General features: G+C 73.5%; 10 protein-coding genes. All 10 read right to left on the minus strand.

Annotation, left to right across the window (positions count from 1 at the left end; genetic code table 11):
• Positions 1 to 17: 17 nt before the first annotated feature.
• The 10 genes from JJJ15_RS04440 to JJJ15_RS04485 all read right to left on the minus strand — a co-directional run bounded on the left by JJJ15_RS04440 (position 18) and on the right by JJJ15_RS04485 (position 18,603).
• Positions 18 to 1,541: a hypothetical protein gene (locus JJJ15_RS04440; RefSeq protein ID WP_200511564.1), complete on the minus strand. Its 1,524-nt coding sequence runs from the start codon at positions 1,539 to 1,541 to the stop codon at positions 18 to 20.
• A gap of 161 nt (positions 1,542 to 1,702) precedes the next feature.
• Positions 1,703 to 6,154, minus strand: a complete 4,452-nt coding sequence (locus JJJ15_RS04445; RefSeq protein ID WP_200511565.1) for an FtsK/SpoIIIE domain-containing protein — start codon at positions 6,152 to 6,154, stop codon at positions 1,703 to 1,705.
• Positions 6,151 to 6,987, minus strand: coding sequence for a hypothetical protein (locus JJJ15_RS04450; RefSeq protein ID WP_246742149.1), 837 nt, complete (start codon positions 6,985 to 6,987; stop codon positions 6,151 to 6,153). The genes JJJ15_RS04445 and JJJ15_RS04450 overlap by 4 nt, the downstream gene beginning before the upstream one ends.
• Entirely contained in the window at positions 6,984 to 8,630 is a 1,647-nt protein-coding gene (locus JJJ15_RS04455) for a serine/threonine-protein kinase (protein ID WP_200511566.1), read from the minus strand. The genes JJJ15_RS04450 and JJJ15_RS04455 overlap by 4 nt, the downstream gene beginning before the upstream one ends.
• Positions 8,627 to 10,957, minus strand: coding sequence for an FHA domain-containing protein (locus tag JJJ15_RS13390; RefSeq protein ID WP_281433033.1), 2,331 nt, complete (start codon positions 10,955 to 10,957; stop codon positions 8,627 to 8,629). Before JJJ15_RS13390 ends, JJJ15_RS04455 begins: the two co-directional genes overlap by 4 nt.
• The gene (locus tag JJJ15_RS04465; RefSeq protein WP_200511567.1) at positions 10,954 to 11,895 is read right to left on the minus strand and encodes a protein phosphatase 2C domain-containing protein; all 942 of its coding nucleotides are present in this window, start codon (positions 11,893 to 11,895) and stop codon (positions 10,954 to 10,956) included. Before JJJ15_RS04465 ends, JJJ15_RS13390 begins: the two co-directional genes overlap by 4 nt.
• Positions 11,892 to 13,352: an RDD family protein gene (locus tag JJJ15_RS13395; RefSeq protein ID WP_200511568.1), complete on the minus strand. Its 1,461-nt coding sequence runs from the start codon at positions 13,350 to 13,352 to the stop codon at positions 11,892 to 11,894. The genes JJJ15_RS04465 and JJJ15_RS13395 overlap by 4 nt, the downstream gene beginning before the upstream one ends.
• Positions 13,349 to 16,072, minus strand: coding sequence for a transglutaminase-like domain-containing protein (locus tag JJJ15_RS04475; RefSeq protein WP_200511569.1), 2,724 nt, complete (start codon positions 16,070 to 16,072; stop codon positions 13,349 to 13,351). Before JJJ15_RS04475 ends, JJJ15_RS13395 begins: the two co-directional genes overlap by 4 nt.
• Positions 16,069 to 17,631, minus strand: a complete 1,563-nt coding sequence (locus JJJ15_RS04480) for a DUF58 domain-containing protein (protein WP_200511570.1) — start codon at positions 17,629 to 17,631, stop codon at positions 16,069 to 16,071. Before JJJ15_RS04480 ends, JJJ15_RS04475 begins: the two co-directional genes overlap by 4 nt.
• A 9-nt stretch (positions 17,632 to 17,640) precedes the next feature.
• Complete coding sequence (locus tag JJJ15_RS04485) at positions 17,641 to 18,603, minus strand: MoxR family ATPase (RefSeq protein WP_106109649.1); 963 nt, start codon at positions 18,601 to 18,603, stop codon at positions 17,641 to 17,643.
• Positions 18,604 to 18,634 lie beyond the last annotated feature (31 nt).

An 18,634-nucleotide genomic window follows, 5' to 3' on the forward strand; every position in this document is an offset into this window, starting at 1 on the left:
GTTCTGCGCACGTGCCATCAGTTCGTCTCCTTCTTCGCGCTGGCGGCCAGTCGTTCACGCAGACGTCGTGCCAGGCTGGCTCGTTCCTCATCCCGCCGCGTCGAGCTCTGCCCGGCGCCAGCACCAATACCGGCAGCCATTCCCATACCGCCGTACATCATACTGCTATCACGACGCTCCTCGGCAGAGCTGGTTCCCTCCGTCGAGGTGGTAGTCGTGTCCGTGCTGTCGTCTGACGCCGTCGTACCATCGTCAGAGGACGGGTCGACCATGCCGTCCGTGGGGTTGGGGATCAGTGGGTTATCCGCGCTGCCCGGCAGGGAGCCTCCCGATCCGACGTCGAGCCCACCAACACCATCGTCATCACTGACGCCCTGACCGAGCGCTGTCCTCAGGGCAGCAGTCGCAGAGAGGTCCGCCGCCCCGCTACCTGGCGACGCACCACCCTGTCCTGCCCCAGCGTCACCACTGGCATCAGCCCCCAGGACCTTACGAAGGTGGTCCTGGGCGTCACTACCACCGACCTCACGGCCCTCCTCCGCGCCATCACTCCCCTCGGCGGAGCTGACAATGCCACTGGCCCCACCACGGTCTGCCCCGACCTCACTGGCACCGTCCCTGTCCGGCTGAGAGTCAGAACCGGTAGGAGCGTCCTGAACCTGCCCGTGCGGCACTCCTTCCACGGCGCCGGGAGCAGTCTTTCCGGTACCGGTCACCAGGCCCAACGCCTTCCTCAGGGCACCGGCCGCACCGGTCTCGGCGTCAGCGGCATTGACAGCCCCGTCTCCCGCCTCGGCCTTCCCTCGACGTGCCATGAGGGCAGTCAGCGCGATAAGGCTCAGACCGGAGACGGAGCCGACTCTGAGAGTGACCCCGCCGTCAGGATGGGACTCCAGGACCACGTCCACAGCCTGGCCCAGGAGTTCCTTGAGCTTAGCGACCTCAGGGTACTTCGTCGGGTCGAGGTCAGGATTCGCCGTAGTGTCAGTGACCTCAGGAGTCTGGCCTGGATCGACAACGTCCGTGGGATTAATGGTCGCGGTAGGGCCAGCCGTACCGGTCACCGCACCAGGATCCTTGGCAGGTTCAGTACGCGGATCCGAAATCCCTCCCCCGGAAGAAGAGCCTCCACCTACCGGAGAAGCATTGTAGTCATCCGTGAACCAGTTACGCCCTCCACCGGAGGTGCCGCCACCAGGGCTGGGAGCCGGGCTCGGACTGGGTGCAGGATCTTTATTGTCCTGCCCCCCATTATTGCCAGGATCCATACTGTCGCCTATGCCCTTGTCCACTTTTTCAAAAGTGTCGCGGACGGCTTCCAACGACTTGGCGTGAGCTTCGATACCCTCGCTTAGCTGCTTACGCTTGACCCGCCATCCCTCATTGAACAGCACGATCTGAACACCGAGAGCAGCATGACCGACACTAAATCCCAGACCAGCGTCGTCGTACCGCATGGACTCAAACATTGCGTGGACCGATTTCAACGACGAGATCGCAGCGTCGAAGTCCTCGTTGACGATCTTCAGATCTGCCGTCATCGGGCTTCTCCTCTCATTGACCAGAAGGACAGGAAACAGGTCCTAGCGTCTACCAGGCACGAGGCTAGAGCAGCAGGCCCGTGGTGTCGATGGGGAGAGATCCCCATCGAGCCCACCGCGGCGGTCGGCCCGAGCGAACCGGTACCGGCTGCGAGCGCGCCTCACTCCACGAGCGGGATCTGGACCTTCACGGCCTTGCCCGCACTCACCCAGTAGCCCCGCCCGGGGGGCATCTCGCCGCGGCGGACCTTGGGGATGTCGGTGCGCAGGAGCATCTCCCCGTCCATGGAGTCGGGCTGGAGGAGCAGGCCGGTGCGGGCGTTACGGACCTCCTGGAGCAGAGGCCAGGAGGAGTTCCACTGGAAGGTCTCCCCCTCGGCCACCACCAGGTGGCCGTTGCGCTTGGCCTTCTTGACCGCGTCTATGAGCGGCATCTCCACCGGGGTCTGGAGGAACTCGGGGTAGCCCTCAATAAAGAGGGCCACCTGCGGGTGCCCCTCAGGGGCCTCGGCGGACAGGACCTCACTGGCGGCGGTCAGGGCGTCACGGATCCGCTCATCGCCTGTGACAGAGGTGTCCCACAGGCCCTCGACGCGGGCCAGGGACGAGCGGCGGCCGGAGATGTGGATACGTACCACGTCCGGATCCCAGGCCCTGAGGGTGGTGGCCAGCCAGCGCAGGGCGGTAACGCCACCGGACTCGGCCTGCCCGGCCACCAGGACCGCCCCCACCGGGGTGTAGCCCCACGGCCCCAGCGTGTCAGAGGACATTCCCAGGGTCGGCAGGCCTGCCACGGTCTTGGGCAGCGCGGAGGCCGAGAGCTCGTCGGGCAGCTTGCCCACCCCTGTCGGCCTGGTCCGTCCCCGGCGCTCCAGGTAGTGGCCAAAGGACTCCACCAGGCGCGACTGCGCCAGGACATTGACATTGTCGCCCAGGATGGCCAGCTGGAGCTCCTCGTCCTTGCGGTCCACCTGCATGGCGCGTCCCGGCGGGCTCTTGGGGGACAGGACGTCCTTGGGCAGGTTGAAGTACATGTAGCCCTCCTCGTCCGTCTGGCGTAGGACCACCTTGCGCTGGAAGGTCCCTGCCATGGAGGTGGAGATCGCCTGGGGGCGCTCGGCCCCGGCCGCCACGTGCACCCCCACGCCGCGCCCGTCCACCAGGATCCGCTGGAACAGGTCCAGGACGGCCAGGCCGTCGGAGTTCTTCTCGTACTCGGTCCTGAACGACCCGATCCCGTCCACCAGGAGCAGGATGCGCGGCTCCTCCTGGTTGCCCGAGATACGCCGGTAGTCGGTGATGGTGGCGGCGCGGGCGGCGGCGTAGCGCTCGCTGCGGGTGTCAATGAGGTCGGTGAGGTAGCGCAGCAGGCGGGTGACGCGCTCGTCGTCGTCGGCCTCCACCACCGCCCCCACGTGCGGCAGGGACTCCAGCATGGCCAGGCCCCCGCCGGCGGCGTCCAGGGCGTAGACGTCCACCGGGCCCGAGCGCGGGGTAATGGCCGCGGCGATCGCCAGGGAGCGCAGCGCCGTGGACTTCCCCGAGCCGGAGGCCCCGTAGAAGGCAATGTGCCCCTCGTCGTCGGGGCGGAAGTACTCCGGGTGCTGGTCCTGGTGGTCGGGGTCGTCCACCACCCCCAGGAGCAGCTCGGTGTCGCGGCGCTGGGGCAGGCGGTTGAGGTCGTAGGTGGGGGCCAGCTCCTCCAGCCAGGGCTTGCGGGGCGAGGGGATCCGGGCCGACTCCGAGGCCGCCCTGATCGTGGCCACCACCCTGTCAATGTCCTGGGGCACGGACTCGGTGGAGACCTCCACGCGGGCCACCTGCCAGGGGCGGGGCATCCCGAAGGTCATCTCGTCCACCCCCACCGGGGCGGTGGACACCTCCGAGGTGGTGCGCGCCCCCGGGTAGGCGGACTGGAACTGGGTGATGCGCCCCGGCCCGGTCTTGGCGGCCGCGCGCCCGGGGATCTCGGGCGGGAAGTGGGCGGCGGTCTTCTCCCCCAGGACGTCCTGGGAGTCGGACTCGTCGGCCATGCGCAGGGCCACCCGCAGGTTGGTGTTGGCCCGCAGGTTGTCCTTGATGACGCCCGCCGGGCGCTGGGTGGCCAGGATGAGGTGCAGGCCCAGGGAGCGGCCCCGCTGGGCCACGTCCACGACGCCGTCGACGAACTCGGGGACCTCAGTGGCCAGGGCCGCGAACTCATCGACCACGATCACCAGGCTGGGCGGGCAGTCGGGGTCACCCATCTTCTCCAGGGTGACCAGGTCCTTGGCGCCCTTCTCGTTGAGCAGGTGCTCGCGGTGGCGCAGCTCGGCCCTCAGGCTGGTCAGGGCCCGGCGAACCAGGTAGGGCGACAGGTCCGTGACCAGGCCCACGCAGTGGGGCAGCTCGGTGCAGCGGGCGAACGCGCTGCCGCCCTTGTAGTCCACGAACAGGAAGGTCAGGCGGTCCGGGGACAGGGCCTGGGCCATGCCCAGCACCCAGGACTGGAGGAACTCGGACTTGCCCGCGCCGGTGGTGCCGCCCACCAGGGCGTGGGGGCCGTGGGTGCGCAGGTCCAGGGCCAGGGGGGCCTCCGCCCCCTGCCCCACCAGGGAGCGCAGGCTCAGGGCCTGCTTGAGGGGCACGGCCGGGCCGTCGTGGTCGATGACGGAGTGGTTGGCCCGCCACCGCCCCACCTGGGCGTCGGCGGAGTCGGCCAGCTCCTCGCCCGTGAGCCCCACGAAGGAGATGGAGCGCGGCAGGTCGGAGTCGTCGTCCACGGGCACGCCCATGTCCACCACGGGGGCCAGGTGGCGTCCCAGGTGACGGACCTGGTCGTGGCTCAGGGACTCGGGGACCACGTCGGTGGCGGCCCGGGAGCGGCGCACGTAGCCCACGGTGCCGCCCACGCCCTGGCCCGTGGGCGCGAGCTGGAGGAAGCTGCGGCAGGCGGCGGGCAGCTCGGTGACCTGCGGGGCGATCCAGATGGTGTGGACGCCCACGTCGGGGCCCTGCTCCACCACGCGGATGAGCCGGGCCCGGTCCACGGCGGGGTTGTCCACCACCACCACGACGGCGGGGACGTGGGCGTCGTCACCGCTGTCGTCGTCCTCCTCCTCGGTGGGGCCGCGACGCGTCGGCTCGGTGGCGCCCCGCTGGGCGATGAGCTCCTCGAGGCGGGCCAGCAGGACCATGCCGGTGGCGCCGTCGGAGGCCAGGTGGAGGTCACCCAGGGGCGAGTGGGGCGAGCAGGTGTGGGGCAGCCACTCCACCCAGTCCCAGCGCCCCCGCCCGGTGGTGTCGGTCAGGCACACCAGGGCCACCTCGGCGGGCGAGTGGAGGCTGACGAGCTGGGCGACCACGGCCCGGGTGGCCCCCTCCAGGTCGGGGGCCGCGCCGCACAGGCCCAGGGAGCCGTCCTCCCGCAGGTTGACCACGATCGGCACCTGGTCAATGGTGGAGAACCGCTCCCGCAGCACCATCAGGGCCTGACGGTGCTCCTTGACGGCGTCCTGGGCGTGCGGCTCCTCGATCTCGGTGCGGGGGGTGTCGGTCCCCAGCCCCAGGCGCAGCTGGAGGAACTCGGGGTGCTCGGGACGGCGGCACCACAGCGCCGGGCCCAGCCCCATGACGTCGGCGTAGACGTCGTTGACCGACGGGTACTGGGCGGTGCGTGCCTGGCGCTCTCGGGCGAAGACCCGCACCAGGTTGGCGCGCGCGTCCACCACCGCCTCAGCGAAGCGACGCCGGTCACGTTTCCACTCCTGCCTGCGCCGCAGCCGCTGCTCCGCCCAGGTGCCGATCATGAGCACCGGGGACAGGCCCACGAACACCAGGCTCATCACGTTGCGGCTGAACAGGTACATGCCCGCCCCCATGACCAGGGGGGCCACCAGCGCCAGCAGGGGGAAGCGCTGGGCCGGCTGGAAGCGCGGCGGGGTGGGCAGGGTGATCTTCTCGTGCGGGGTGCGGGGTATCACCCGTGGTGAGCGCAGGTAGGGCACGTCGGTGCTGCCTGAGCCCGAGCGGGTCCCCGGGACGTTGCTGGCGGTGGTCAGCAGGCTGATCCGCAGGCTCGTCTCCCCTACCGTGACCACGTCCTGGGTGCTGACGGCCAGGCGCTGGACCCGCTGGTCGGCCACGGTGACGCCGTTGGCCGAGTTCAGGTCGTGGACCTCCACCTGGGTGCCCACGGTAATGCGCATGTGCCGCTTGGAGACCAGGGGGTCGTTGAGCACGACGCCGCAGTGCCGCGAGCGCCCCACCTCCGTGGAGCCCGGGGGCAGGGGGAAGGAGGTCCCGGCGTCGGGCCCGCTGAGGACCTGGACGACGGCGGCCTCCATGGCGTGCGCGTGCTCCTTGGGCACGGGGGCGAGGTCGACGACGTCGCCGCTGCCCAGCCCCGACTCGTCCAGGGGGGTCACGGGGGTCAGGACGGTGGGCGGGTGGGCGCCGTCGGGGTCCAGGACCCGCAGGGTCACCGTGCCGGAGTCCACCGGGTCACCGGCCTTGAGCGGGCCGGCGCTGGCCAGGGCGGCGGCGACGTCGCCCACGGTGGCGGTGGCGTCGGCGGTCACCTGGAGGTTGGTGGCCTGGCCGGCGCGGCCGCGCACGCTCAGACGGATCTTCATACGGTCTCTCCTGTGCTCTGCGGGCGGGCGGGGGCTGCGGTGCGGGGCCCGGACGGGACAGGGCGGGGCCCGGGCGGAGTGGGGCGGGGCCCGGGTGGGGCGGTAGGCGAGGTGGGCGGGGTGGAGCCGTCAGCGGCGTGATCCAGCAGCGGCAGGTCCCTGACCGTGACCAGGCGCGCCGCCAGGGCGTACTCCACCAGGGCGTTACGGCGGTAGGAGGCGTGGGAGCGCGGCCCGCCCCGCATCCCCTTGACCCCCAGCCGGTCCAGCTTGTCGCAGACGTTGTCCAGCTTGCGGTTGAAGCGGGTCATGGACCAGCCCAGGCGGGCGGCGGCGTCGGCGTTGCGGGGCAGGTCCACCGGCCCGGTCCCGGTGCGCCGCAGCCAGGGCTCGGCCAGGGACAGGATGAGCAGGTGCTGGCTGGGGGTGAGACTGACCTGCCCCACCGTGGTCTCCCCCTGGGAGGGCCCCGGCTCAGGGGGGTTGACCTCGTACAGGGGGCCGGGGACCTCCAGGAGGATCTCGTAGGTGGTCGCACCCGCGGTGAAGACCAGCGCCATGCGGGGGAAGACCAAGGGGACCCGGGCGCCGGGGGCCACCCAGGAGCGTGAGCTGCCCTCCGCCTCGGCCACGGTGGTCCCCAGGCGGCTGCCGACGTTGACCACCCACCACAGCCCGGACTGCCACTGCAGGACAAGGAAGCGCCGGTGGAGGAAGAGGTTGTCGTCCAGGGCGAGGTCCCCCTCCCGCCCGATGGTGAAGGCCTGGTCGCGGGGGATCCGGTGGATCTCCCCGGCGAAGTCGAGGACCAGCGCCTCGTCCTGCCCGCTCATGGCGTGGGCACGCAGGTGGTCACCGGGGCCGAGGTGGTCCCGTCCTGGGAGCGGGCCACGACCTCCACGCAGGTGCGCCCGGGCAGGGGGTTGACCGTGGCCGTCAGCTCGGTGGTCTCCTGGACCGGCTGGGGGGAGGCCGGGTCGTTGACGCGGTACAGGAAGGTCACCCCCTGCGTGTCCCCCTCCCACATCCAGGTCAGGCGGACGACGCCGTCCCTGAGCACCGCCGTGAGGTCGGTGACGGCGGGGCCGTTGGGGACCCCCGGGGGCGGCTTGAGCTTGGAGGTGGCCGAGGGCCGGGCGGTGGAGGTGGCGTAGGTGGTCGGCTCCTGGCGCACCAGCGCCCGGTAGGCCAGGAGGCCGACGCCCGCGGCCAGGAACACGGCCAGGAGACTGACCAGGACCGTCCGGGGCCGGGGACGTCGGTCGGCGTGGTCCTGGCCGTCGCCCCCGCCACCGGCGTGCTGTGGGCCGTCAGGGGCCTGGGCGCCGGGGCCGTCCTGAGGGGGCTCAGGGCGGTGCCGCGCGGCGTCCGCCCCGTCGGGCGACGAGGGCGGGAGGGCACCGGGGGGCGGGCCGCCGGACGGCAGGGCGGCAGGCGGCATCCCCGGGCGCGGGGCGCGGGGCACCGAGCGGGTGTCGTCGCTGCCGGTGGGGCCCGGCCGGGTGCCAGCGGGGCCCGGCCGGGTGCCGGTGGGGTCGATCGAGGTGACCGGTCGCAGGACGGTGGCGTCCGCGCCGTCGGGCCCGGGGGCGGGGGCCAGCTCCTCCTCCATGACGTCCAGGGCCGTGACGCCCAGGTGCAGGTCGGTCTGGATCTGCTGGAGGGCGCGGGCGAAGGCGTAGGCGGTGGGGTAGCGCCCGGAGGGACGCACGGCCATGGCCGTGCGCAGGACGCGCTCAAGCTGGTCGGGCACGTCGGGGCGCCCGATCGGCGGTATCTGACCGGCCAGGGCCCGCCGGTACAGGGCCATCCGGCTGTCGTCACGGCCGGTGGCGTCCGCGTGGGGGGAGCGCCCCGACAGGAGGGTGTAGACCGTCGCCGCCAGGGAGTACACGTCCGCGGCGGGGGTCAGGGCCTCCTCGTCGGTCTGCTGCTCGGGCGACGCCCAGGGCGGGGAGGCGCCGCCGAACTCGTCGCCGACGACCTGGTCCTTGATCGGGGTGGCGATCCCGAAGTCGGTGAGCACCGGGTGCTTGAAGGAGGTCAGCAGGATGTTGGCGGGCTTAATGTCCCGGTGCAGGTACCCGGCCCGGTGGATGGTCTCCACGGCACCGGCCACCTGGATCCCCACCTCCAGGGCCTGGGCCACGCTCAGGGGGTGGGCGGCCGCACGCCTGCCCAGGTGGGGCGGCGGGCAGTACTCCATCATGAGGTAGTTGCGGCCGCCCTCCACGGTCCCAGCCCCGTAGACGGACAGGATCGAGGGGTGGGAGGACATGCGGGCCATGAGGTTGGCCTCGGCCTCGAAGTGGGCGCGCTGGGCGGGCGTCGTCCCCTGGCGGATCACCTTGACGGCGACGTCGCGGCGCGGGACGGCCTGCTCGTAGAGGAAGACGTCGGCGAACCCTCCTGCCCCCAGGAACCCCTTGGGGGTGGCTCCGGGGACGGCTGGGGCCTGGGGCTGTGCGGTACTCACCGTGCCTCCTCAATCGTCAGGGTGACGTCCTCACCGAGGTCAATGACGTCGCCTGTGCGCAGGAACGTGCTGCCGTGCTCGGGGACGCGGTGGGGGGCCTCACCGGGGCGCAGCAGGACCGTGCCGTTGCGTGAGCGCAGGTCCTCCACGGTCAGGTCCCAGCCCTCCACGCGGATGGCGCAGTGGGACTTGGAGATGCCCAGGTCGGGGCTGGCCACGGCAATGAGGTGGGGGGTGGGGCCCCCGGAGCGGGCGGTGACCTGGGGCCTGCGCCCGACGACGACGTCGGCGTCCAGCACCGCGGTGGCGCCGGTGGACGCGCGCAGCAGCCCCAGGGGCGGACGCCGGACCATGCCGGTGGCCGAGGTCACCTCGGCGCCGCACTGCCGGCACCTGCTGGCGTGCACGGGGTTGGGGTGGTTGGCGGGGCAGAAGGCGGCCAGGACCATGGGCGCGGATCCGTCCGGCACCGTCCCCGTCCCCGGAGGCAGGGGGAGGCCCGTCCCCAGGGCCTGGTGCTCCGCACGCAGCCGGGCCGAGGAGACCGTGCACCCGTCATGCCGCCAGTCACCCCCCGCAGCCGGGAGCCCGCCGGGCGGGTCCGGGACCTGGCCCGGGAGTTCGCCTGGGGTCCCGCCGGGCAGGCCTGTGGCGCCCGCCGGGGCTGGCGGGGCAGCGGCGTCGCCTCCCTGGGAGAGGGCGGCCTGGTACTCCGCACGCAGCCGGGCCGAGGAGACCGTGCGCCCGTCGTGCCGCCAGCCATCCCCCGCGGCCGGGGCCCCGCCGGGGGACCCACCCGGGAGCCCGCCGGATGGGTCCGGGAGCCCACCGGGAGGCCCACCCGGGAGTTCGCCCGAAGCCCCGCCGGGCGGGTCCGGGACCTGGCCCGTCCCCGGCGCCTGGGGGTCGCCCTGGGGCTGGTGGCGTGCGCTGACCGCATCCAGGGGGCTGACGTCGTCGCAGTGGACCTGGCGGATGGCGGCGTCCTCGACCCGGTGCGGGGTCAGGGACGTGGCATCGAAGAGGTGGCCGAAGTAGTCCTCCTCGACCTGCTCCACGCTGGCCGGTCCGGGGTCCTGGGGCGGCCGGGCCGGAGCCGGAGGTGCGGCCGGGACCGGAGGTGCGGCCGGGACCGGAGGTGCGGCCGGGATGGGAGCCGGGGGCGCGGGCAGGGGTACGGCCGGGACCGGGACTGGGAGCACGGCCGGGACCGGAGGTGCGGACTGGGCCGGGTCCGGGGCGTAGGACGGCACCCCGGGGCCGGGCTGGTCCCCCGGCCCCTCGAGGCCGGCCCCAGGCGCCACAGGAGCCCCAGGAGCACCAGAGACCTCAAGAGCCTCAGGAGTATGAGGCACATCAGGAGCCTCAGGCATTCCAGGCGTTCCAGGAGCATCGGAAACCTCAGGAGTCCCAGGCGTCTCAGGAGCACTGAGGCTGCCGACCTGGTCCTCAGGGCCGGGAACCGCGGTCTCCTGGGCACCCTGCGCCCACCGGGGCCCGGCGTAGGGGTCCACGTCCTCCGGCCGCAGGGTCGCCCCGGCGTCGCCAGCGGGCGCGGGCTCCAGGGACGCCGGCTCCGCAGGCACAGGCTCCGGGACGGGGGCCGCAGGCCAGGTCGCGGGGACGCGCCCCGCCGGCTCCGCGGGCGCGGGCTCCAGGGGCGCGCCTCCCGGGGAGGGGAGCGCTGGCACGCCCGCCACAGCAGGCCCACCCAGCACGGCAGGAGGCCCGGCCAACACGGCCGACTCGGCGGCCACGACCGGCCCGGCCACCACCGCGGGGGCCGTGACGGGCGCCCCGGGGCCAGGCACCGGGTTGGGCACCGGGGTGACCGGGTCGGGCACCGGCTCACCGGCCCCCCGGTCCGCGGGCACCGGACCGGTACCCGGCTCCTGCCAGGTCAGGGTACTGGCCTCCACCAGGCCCGAGCGCAGCGGCAGGCCCGGCGTCGTCCCGACGTCGGCGGACTCCAGGACCACGGTGAGGTCCCGGACGCCGGTGAAGCAGGCCTCGTCCCAGACCACCACCCTGGGGGCGCTGAAGACCTGCTCGCCGCCGTCGGCCACGACCCGGACCTGGAAGGCCCCGCGCCCCACGACCCGCACGGCGTCCTCCTCCACGGACACGGCCAGGAAGTCGGGCAGGGTGAAGACGTCGTTGCCGTGGGCGCGCACCAGGACCTGGAGGACCTCCTCCAGCCCCTGCCCGGCCTCCGTCTCCTGCCACATGCTCTCCAGGAGCCCCAGGTCCTCACGCAGTGCGACCAGGCCGCGCGGGGACACTGCCAGGGGCACGCCTCCCGGGATCCACCTCGGTGTCGTCCTCATGGCTCCTCCGTCTCCTGGTGCTGGTGGCCGTGGCTGCGTGCCGGTGGCGCGAGGTGCGCCGGGTGCCCCGCCCGCCTGGTGGGCAGCCGGGGGATGGTGTCGTCGCTCACACTGGGGGCCGTGGACTCGTCCATGTCACCCGCCTCCCAGGGAGGCAGGGCCTGGACGACGTCGACCACCACCACCGTGACGTTGTCGTGACCGCCGGAGGCCAGGGCGTGGCCCACGAGCTCGCGGGCCGCCTGGCCGGGGTCGGCCACGCCCCGGGCCACCGCCTCGATCCGGGTGGCGGCGACCTCGTTGCTCAGCCCGTCGGAGCAGATGACGAACCGGTCGCCCGCACGGGCCGGCAGGAGGAACTGGTCGGCGTAGACCTGTGCGCCGCCACCGGCCCCCAGGGCCCGGGTAATGACGTTGCGGCGCCCCGAGGTACGCGCCTGCTCCGGGGTCAGGCGTCCGGCGTCGACCAGCTCCTGGACCTCGGAGTGGTCGTGGGTGACCTGGCAGAAGGAGCTCTCGGAGACGTGGTAGGTGCGCGAGTCCCCGACATTGACCACCCGCAGGCAGGGCCTGCCGCTCTGGGAGGACAGGACGACGCCGGTCAGGGTGGTCCCCGGCGCGAACCCGGCCCGCTCCAGGCCGGCCACGCTCACCGCGGCACGGTCAATGCGGTGGGCCAGCGCCCGCGCCCCCACGAGGTCCTGCCCGACCAGGTCCCGGAAGGCGTCCAGGGCCAGGGCGGAGGCCACGTCACCCGCCTCGTGACCCCCCATGCCGTCGGCCACCAGGAAGACCGGGGAGCGCGCCAGGTAGGAGTCCTCGTTGTGCCTGCGTACCAGCCCGGCGTCACTGGCCGCGCCCGAGCGCACGCGCAGGACGGGCCCCGCGGGGCCGGGCGGCTGGGGCGGGGCGACGGGCGGGGGCACGGACACGCTCACCAGGCCTCCACCCTCAGGCTGCGGTCCCCGAAGCGCACGGTGGAGCCCGCCGGGGCCTCGAGGACGTCCCCGGGCACCGCCACCGTGGCCGACCCGCCCGGGGAGACCACGACGGTGCCGTTGGTGGAGCCCAGGTCGTGCACCAGCACCCGGGATCCCTCCAGGCGCAGGGCCACGTGGGTCTTGGAGACGGAGTAGTCGGGGACGGGCACCAGGACGGCGCCGGTCCACGGGGGCACGGCCACGGGGTCACGTCCCAGCAGGACGGTGCCGCCCAGTACCACCTGCTGCCCGGTGTCCAGGAGGAGGCGGGCGGCGCCGGACCCGCGCGCCACGGTGCGGTCCGCCTCCTCCGACGACGGCGCGGGCCCGGGGCCGGCGACCTGGGCCGCACGCACCTGCAAAGGGACCACGACCGGGTCGCTGGCGCTGGTTCCGCGCTGGATGGGGACGGGGGCCAGCGGCGAGGAGGGCGGCTGGGCCGGGGCGGGCGGGACCAGGGAGGCGGGCGGCTGCGGGACAGGGCCTACCGGGGCGGGCGGGACCGGGCCCGACGACGCCGAGGGCTGGGAGGGCGTGACCGGCGGGGCGGGCGGGACAGGGGAGAGCGCCGGGGATGCCGGGGCGGGCGTCGCCTCGGGGCCCTGGCCGCCAGCTCCCTGCTCCCAGGGCACGGCGGTAATAAAACCGGGTGAGGCCGCGGGCGCCGAGGACGTAGGCGCCGGAGGGACCGCAGGCGCCGAGGAGGCGGCCAGTGCCGGGGAGGCCGCGGGGGGCGGGGGGACCGGAGGACGGCGCCCGGCCAGGTCGAGGCCGCCGACGACGGTGTTCTCCAGGCTCTCCTCCCCGGCGGGGGCCGGGGACGACGCCCAGGCGCCCAGGGCCGCCTCGTGCCCCTGGGAGGCGCCGGCCTGCGGAACCACCCCGGTGGCCCGCACCGACGCGGTTCCCCGGACGACGCCCCGCCTAGCTCCTTCCGGCCAGGCACCGGCCCTGACGTCAATAATGTAGATCCCGGCGCACCGCTCGTACCAGGACCGCCTGAGGGGGTCCAGGGTGCCGAAGAAGACGACGAGCGGCACCAGGCCGAAGCTCACCAGCCCGGTCAGCGCCCCCAGCAGGGTCCAGGCCAGCACCCTGGGGAGCACCTGCCCGGGCCGGTCCCAGCGCACGTAGGCGACCCCAAGCAGCCGCATTCCCGGGGTCTGGCCGGAGATGCGCACCGGCCAGAAGAATATGGCGAAGACAGCCAGGAGGTATACCGCTATCACTACGTAGGCAAGGGGCCCCGGGTGCCCACTGAGGAGGGCGGAGAACACGACCACCAGCATGATCCCCGAGACAATGTGCAACAGCACATAGTCCACGAACCAGGCCGCCCAGCGTCGGCCTATGCCCGCGGGCACGGTCTGACGCAGGTGGGCGGGCAGCACCCCGGGGGCGGTGGTAGGGCTCATGACCGGCCTCGATTCGAGTGGGGGCGCCGCAGGCGGACGCGGGGACGGGAGGGGGTGGGACGGCGGGTGCGCCCGGCGGCCCGGCGCTCGGCACGCCGGCGGGTGCGCCGCTCACGGCGGCCGGCCCGCAGGGAGCGCAGGGCGACCACCGCCAGGACGCGCCGACGGCGTCGGGTCGCCGCACGCAGCCGGGCCAGGACGGCGTCGGCGTCCTCCCAGACCTGCTCGGAGCGGATGTGGGAGGCGTCGGCGCCACCGAAGACCGACCCGTCCACGGACACCGCCAGGGCACCCACACTACCCGGGGCAGGCTGGGGACGGAACACGCTCCCGGGTACCTGCGCCCGCCCGTCGGTGAACGCCTGGAGGAAGCGGGCCTGCTCCGGGCGGGTGGCGCTACGCGGCACCCCGGTGCCCAGGTCGGTGGCGCGGTCAATGAGCTCGTCCCAGCCGCCGCCGACCTGGTCCAGGCCGGTGCCCCCGGTACGGCGCCGGTGGCGGCGGCGCGCCTTGAGCCCGACCACCACCAGGAAGGGCGAGCTGACCACGAGCAGGCCGCCGGCCAGGCGGGCCGCCAGGAGGAGCCAGTACCTCCAGGCGGAGGCGTCGTCGGTGTCCCGGTCGTGGTCGTCGGTAATGTCGGGGGGCAGCTCGGCGGGCTCCTGCGGGGGCACCGGGGGCTGGAGGACCTGGGGACGCGGGTTGGGCTTGGGCCTGGGGACCTCGGTCTGCGGGGTCCGGTCGCGCGGCGGGGTGGGGTCGAAGGGGACCCAGCCGGCGCCGTCGAAGCTGACCTCGACCCAGACGTGGGCGTCGGTGCCCAGGATCCTCTGCTCGCCCTCGGAGTAGGTCTGCGGGTAGAAGCCCATGACCACCCGGGAGGGGTAGCCGGCCTGGCGCGCCATGAGGGCCATGGCGACGGCGTACTGCTCGTCGTCCCCGATCATGGCCGCGTTGACGTCCAGCAGGCTCTCCAGGCGGGCGGTGGAGTGGCTGGGCAGGCTCAGCCCGTCCGACCCGTTGGAGAAGTAGCCCTGGGTGGAGAAGAACTGCTGCATGGCACGCACCCGGGAGACGGGGGTGTCGGCCTCCCCCACCGCCTCGGACAGGCGCTCGCCCACGCCGTCGGGCACGTTGGTGAGCTCGGGCTGGACCAGGGTGCTCCCGGCGCGCCCGGTCAGCTGCTGGTCGCTCCACACCGGTGGAGTGACGAGAGTCACATTATAGCTGTCCCCGCTGCTCAGGCCCCGGGTGGTCAGGGCCGAGCCCAGGGACGAGGAGTAGTACAGCCCGTCCATAATGGCCGCGGAGTCGGCGCTGGTGACGTCAATGGTGCGCAGCTCCCCGCCGCCGGGCATCCAGTAGCCGGAGTAGTCCTTGATGGTGATGCCCAGGGTGGAGGTCGTGGCGTCCTCGGGCAGGGCGTCGTCGGTCACGGTGGTCCCGGTGCGGTAGAAGCTGTCGGAGCCCTGCCCGGTGCCCACCCGCATGACGACGCCGTCGTAGGCGTCCAGGGTGGCCAGGCGGATCCGCTCCCCCTCCTTCAGGCCGGTGACGGTGAACAGGGTGGCGTCCTTCTGGTTGTCCACCCAGTAGTGGAAGCTCGTCAGGGGCGAGGCGTACTCCTCCAGGTCCAGGGGCGGGCGGACGTGGTCACGCAGGACGTCGCGGTGCTCCCCGCCCTGGAGGACGGGGGCGGCCAGGGCGGACGCCACCAGGGCGACAGCGACCATGGCGAGCGACCCGGCCACCGTGAGCCAGCGCCTGCCCTGGCCCGTGGGGCTGCCCACAATGCCCCGGCCGGCCTCCCGCCGGCGCCGGTGGGCCAGCCAGGAGGTCCACAGCAGGCCCGTGGCCAGGACGGTCCCGGCCGCGGGCAGGGCCAGGGGGGCGTTCTGGGAGCCCCACAGCACGCCGACCAGCCCCAGGGCCGCCACCGGTACCAGCGCCCAGGCCTGGCGGCGGGTAGTGCGCAGCGCAGTGGTGACCGCGGCGACCGACGCCAGCAGCCCGGCCAGGTAGGGCACGATGGCGGGGCCCACGAAGGCCCCTGCGGGCGGGCTCAGGGTGAGCAGGTCCTTCCAGGCCTCCACGGCCCCGGTGACCAGCCCCTGGAGGGTGGCGAGGGTGGGGACCAGGCGTGAGGTGGTCGTGGCGGGCAGGGCCAGGGCGCCGCCCGCCAGGAGGTAGGTCAGGGTGGTGGCCAGGAGCGTCTCCAGCAGGCTCCACCGCCACCGGGCCCCGGCCAGGCCAATGAGGCTGCCCAGGGCAATGCCCCCGGCCACCGCCGTATAACCGCTGGTGTCCCCGAATACGGCGCCGTGGGTGGCCCCGGCGGCCCCCAGGAGGAGGACGACGGCGCCCAGGCTCACCCAGTCCACGCCCCGGGCGGGCGCCTGATCGGCCTCAGGCCCACCCCCGGCCTCAGGCCCGCCCCCGGCCTCAGGTCCGCCCCCGGCCCTGGCGGCGCGCCGAGCCTGCCGGCGGGCCTGGCGTCGGGCTGCCAGGCTCACCCGTCCCCCGCTCTCACCGGCGGGCCTGCCAGCGGCCCCACCGGCGCTCTCACCGGCGGGACTGCTGGCGGCCCCACCGGCGGGCCTGCCAGCGGCCCCACCGGCGCTCTTATCCCGGGGCCCGTCGGTGGTCCCGGTCTGCCCGGTCACGGGCTCAGGAGTGTCAGTGCTCTGCCCGGTCACGGGCTCAGGGGTGTCGGCGCTCACGAGTCGACCTTTCTCATGGCCCGGCCCAGCAGGTCGAGCTCGGGCAGGGTCAGGACGGGCAGCCCGGCCAGGCGCTGGGAGCGCAGGGCGGCGTCGCCGTCCACGCGCAGGGCGATAGACCGGGTGCTCAGGGGGAGCTCGACGTGGGCGCGGTGGATGCTGGCAATGGGGACCAGGGAGCCGGTGACCAGGACGGTGACCGAGGCGTCGGGGACGGCTGCGGCGGCGCAGCGGGTGACCTCCATGAGGTCACCGCGGTCGGCCAGGCGCTCAATGGTGGTCAGCAGGTCCAGGACCCGGGTGGAGGTGGGCAGCAGCGGGACGCCCGCCTGGGTGACCAGGCTCAGCTCACGGTGCTCGCGCAGGGCGGTCAGGGCCAGGGAGGCGGTGACGCTGACGGCCGTCTCAAAGTCCTCGTCACCGGCCCAGGAGGCCGGGTCCAGGTCCAGGACGAGCAGGAGGTGGGCGCGGCGGGTCTCCTCGAACTGGCGGACCATAAGGCGTCCGACGCGGGCGGTGGTGCGCCAGTGCACGTTGCGCCGGTCGTCCCCGGGCACGTAGTCGCGCAGGGCGTGGAAGGACACGTCCGAGCTGGACAGATCCTGGGTGACCGCGCCCTCAATGTCACGGATGAACCCCAGGGCAGTGGTGTCCAGGGCGGTGGTGCGCGGGTGGATGTAGAGGTCCAGGGGGTCGGTCCAGCGCTGGGTGCGCCGCACAAGCCCCAGGGCGTCCCCGCGCACGGAGGTGACCGGGCCCACGGTGACCAGGCCGCGGCGTCGGGTGGGGACGGTGAAGACCTCCTCGTGCGTCTGCCCCGCGCCCAGGCGGGGCACCCGGAAGACGGCCAGGCCCCGGCCCACGGGCATCTCAATGGTGCTGGAGCCCACGGCCCGGCCCGCGGCGCCACGCAGGACCACGTTGCCCAGGGCGGGCTCCCCCACGGTCACGCGGGTGGAGGCCAGGGAGACGGTGACCTGGTAGCTGGTGCGCCCCAGGGACCACAGCAGGGCCACCACCAGCAGGAGGGTCAGGGCGGTGGCCAGGGTCCAGGCCTCCAGCCAGTGGCGGGTGGCGCCAGCCCACCAGGACAGGGCCATGACGACCAGGCTCCCCCACCCCAGCGGGGTGACGGCGCCCAGGACCGAGCTGGCAAAGCGCACGACGGGCCCCAGGACGGCGACCTGCTCACAGCGGCGGGCGAGGTCGGCCAGGGGCGCCAGGAGGCGGGTGCGCGCCACCTGGGTGCCCTGGGTGCACAGGCGCCGGGCGGTGGCGACCAGCCAGGGGGCCAGGCGGGACAGGGAGCGCCACAGGCGGGCCGGGTCCAGCCGTCTCCGGCCCGTCTGGCGCTCACCCGGGGCCCCGGAGGCCCGGGCCTGGCCGGGTCCACCCCGACCAGGGCGCCACCAGCGTCCCCGGCCCCCCTGGCCGGCAGCTCCCCCGGAGGCACGACGACGCCACCTGCGCCCCCTGGCCGGCGCCGGCGGGGGCGGTGGAGGCGGGGGTGGGGCCGCTGAGGAGGGAGGGGGAGGCGGGGGCGGGGGTGGCTGGGACATGGCAGCGGCCTACCTGTGGGTGGGTGCGGGTACGGTGGTCAGGGCGTGGTCGATGACCTGCTCGGGACTGGCCCCGGCGAACTCCGCGTCAGGATCCATCACCACACGGTGAGCCCACACACTACGAGCCAGATCCTTGACGTCATCAGGCACCACGTACGCCCGACCCTGGGCAGCCGCCCACACCCGCGCCACCCGCACCATCGCGATCGCCCCACGAGTCGACACCCCCAACCTCACCGAGGCATCCCCCCGCGTCGCCTCCACCAGAGCCCCCACATAGTCCAGCACCGAGTCCTCCACATGGTTACCCGCCGCCAGATCCGCCATCGAGGCCACCGCCGAGGACGCGATCACCGCCCCCAGCGACCGAGACCGGTCCGGACGAGCCGACCCCGCCAGCACCCGACGCAGAGCCACCCGGTCCGGGTACCCCACCGACGTCTTGACCAGGAACCGGTCCAACTGAGCCTCAGGCAGACGATACGTCCCCGCCTGCTCAATCGGGTTCTGCGTCGCGATCACCATGAACGGACGACCCGCCGCATGAGCCACCCCGTCCACCGTCACCTGCGACTCCTCCATCACCTCCAACAGGGCCGACTGCGTCTTCGGACTCGCCCGGTTGATCTCGTCCGCCAGCACCACCGACGCGAACACCGGACCCGCGTGGAACTCCCACTCCCCACTCCCCTGGTCGAACACCGTCACCCCCGTGATATCACTAGGCAGCAGATCCGGCGTGAACTGGATCCGCGAGTGCGTCCCCTGCACCGTCGCCGCCACCGCCCGAGCCAGAGCCGTCTTCCCCGTCCCCGGCGCGTCCTCCAGCAACAAGTGCCCCTCAGCCAGCATCGTCACCAGAGCCAACCTCACCACCTCCTCCTTACCCAACAGAGCCAGACCCACATTACCCACCATCCGCGCAAACGTCTCCGCAAACCAAGCCGCATTCTCCTGAGTCATAGCCATAGGATATCCGCCTTTCTCTCCGCTACCGGGG

This window comes from Actinomyces sp. HMT897 (assembly GCF_016626125.1).
Classification (GTDB): Bacteria; Actinomycetota; Actinomycetes; order Actinomycetales; family Actinomycetaceae; genus Actinomyces.

Excerpts from the sequence above, each read along its gene's own strand:
- JJJ15_RS04440 (WP_200511564.1), bottom strand. The coding sequence starts at position 1,541 with ATGACGGCAGATCTGAAGATCGTCAACGAGGACTTCGACGCTGCGATC.
- JJJ15_RS04445 (WP_200511565.1), bottom strand. The coding sequence starts at position 6,154 with ATGAAGATCCGTCTGAGCGTGCGCGGCCGCGCCGGCCAGGCCACCAAC.
- JJJ15_RS04450 (WP_246742149.1), bottom strand. The coding sequence starts at position 6,987 with ATGAGCGGGCAGGACGAGGCGCTGGTCCTCGACTTCGCCGGGGAGATC.
- JJJ15_RS13390 (WP_281433033.1), bottom strand. The coding sequence starts at position 10,957 with ATGAGGACGACACCGAGGTGGATCCCGGGAGGCGTGCCCCTGGCAGTG.
- JJJ15_RS13395 (WP_200511568.1), bottom strand. The coding sequence starts at position 13,352 with ATGAGCCCTACCACCGCCCCCGGGGTGCTGCCCGCCCACCTGCGTCAG.
- JJJ15_RS04480 (WP_200511570.1), bottom strand. The coding sequence starts at position 17,631 with ATGTCCCAGCCACCCCCGCCCCCGCCTCCCCCTCCCTCCTCAGCGGCC.
- JJJ15_RS04485 (WP_106109649.1), bottom strand. The coding sequence starts at position 18,603 with ATGGCTATGACTCAGGAGAATGCGGCTTGGTTTGCGGAGACGTTTGCG.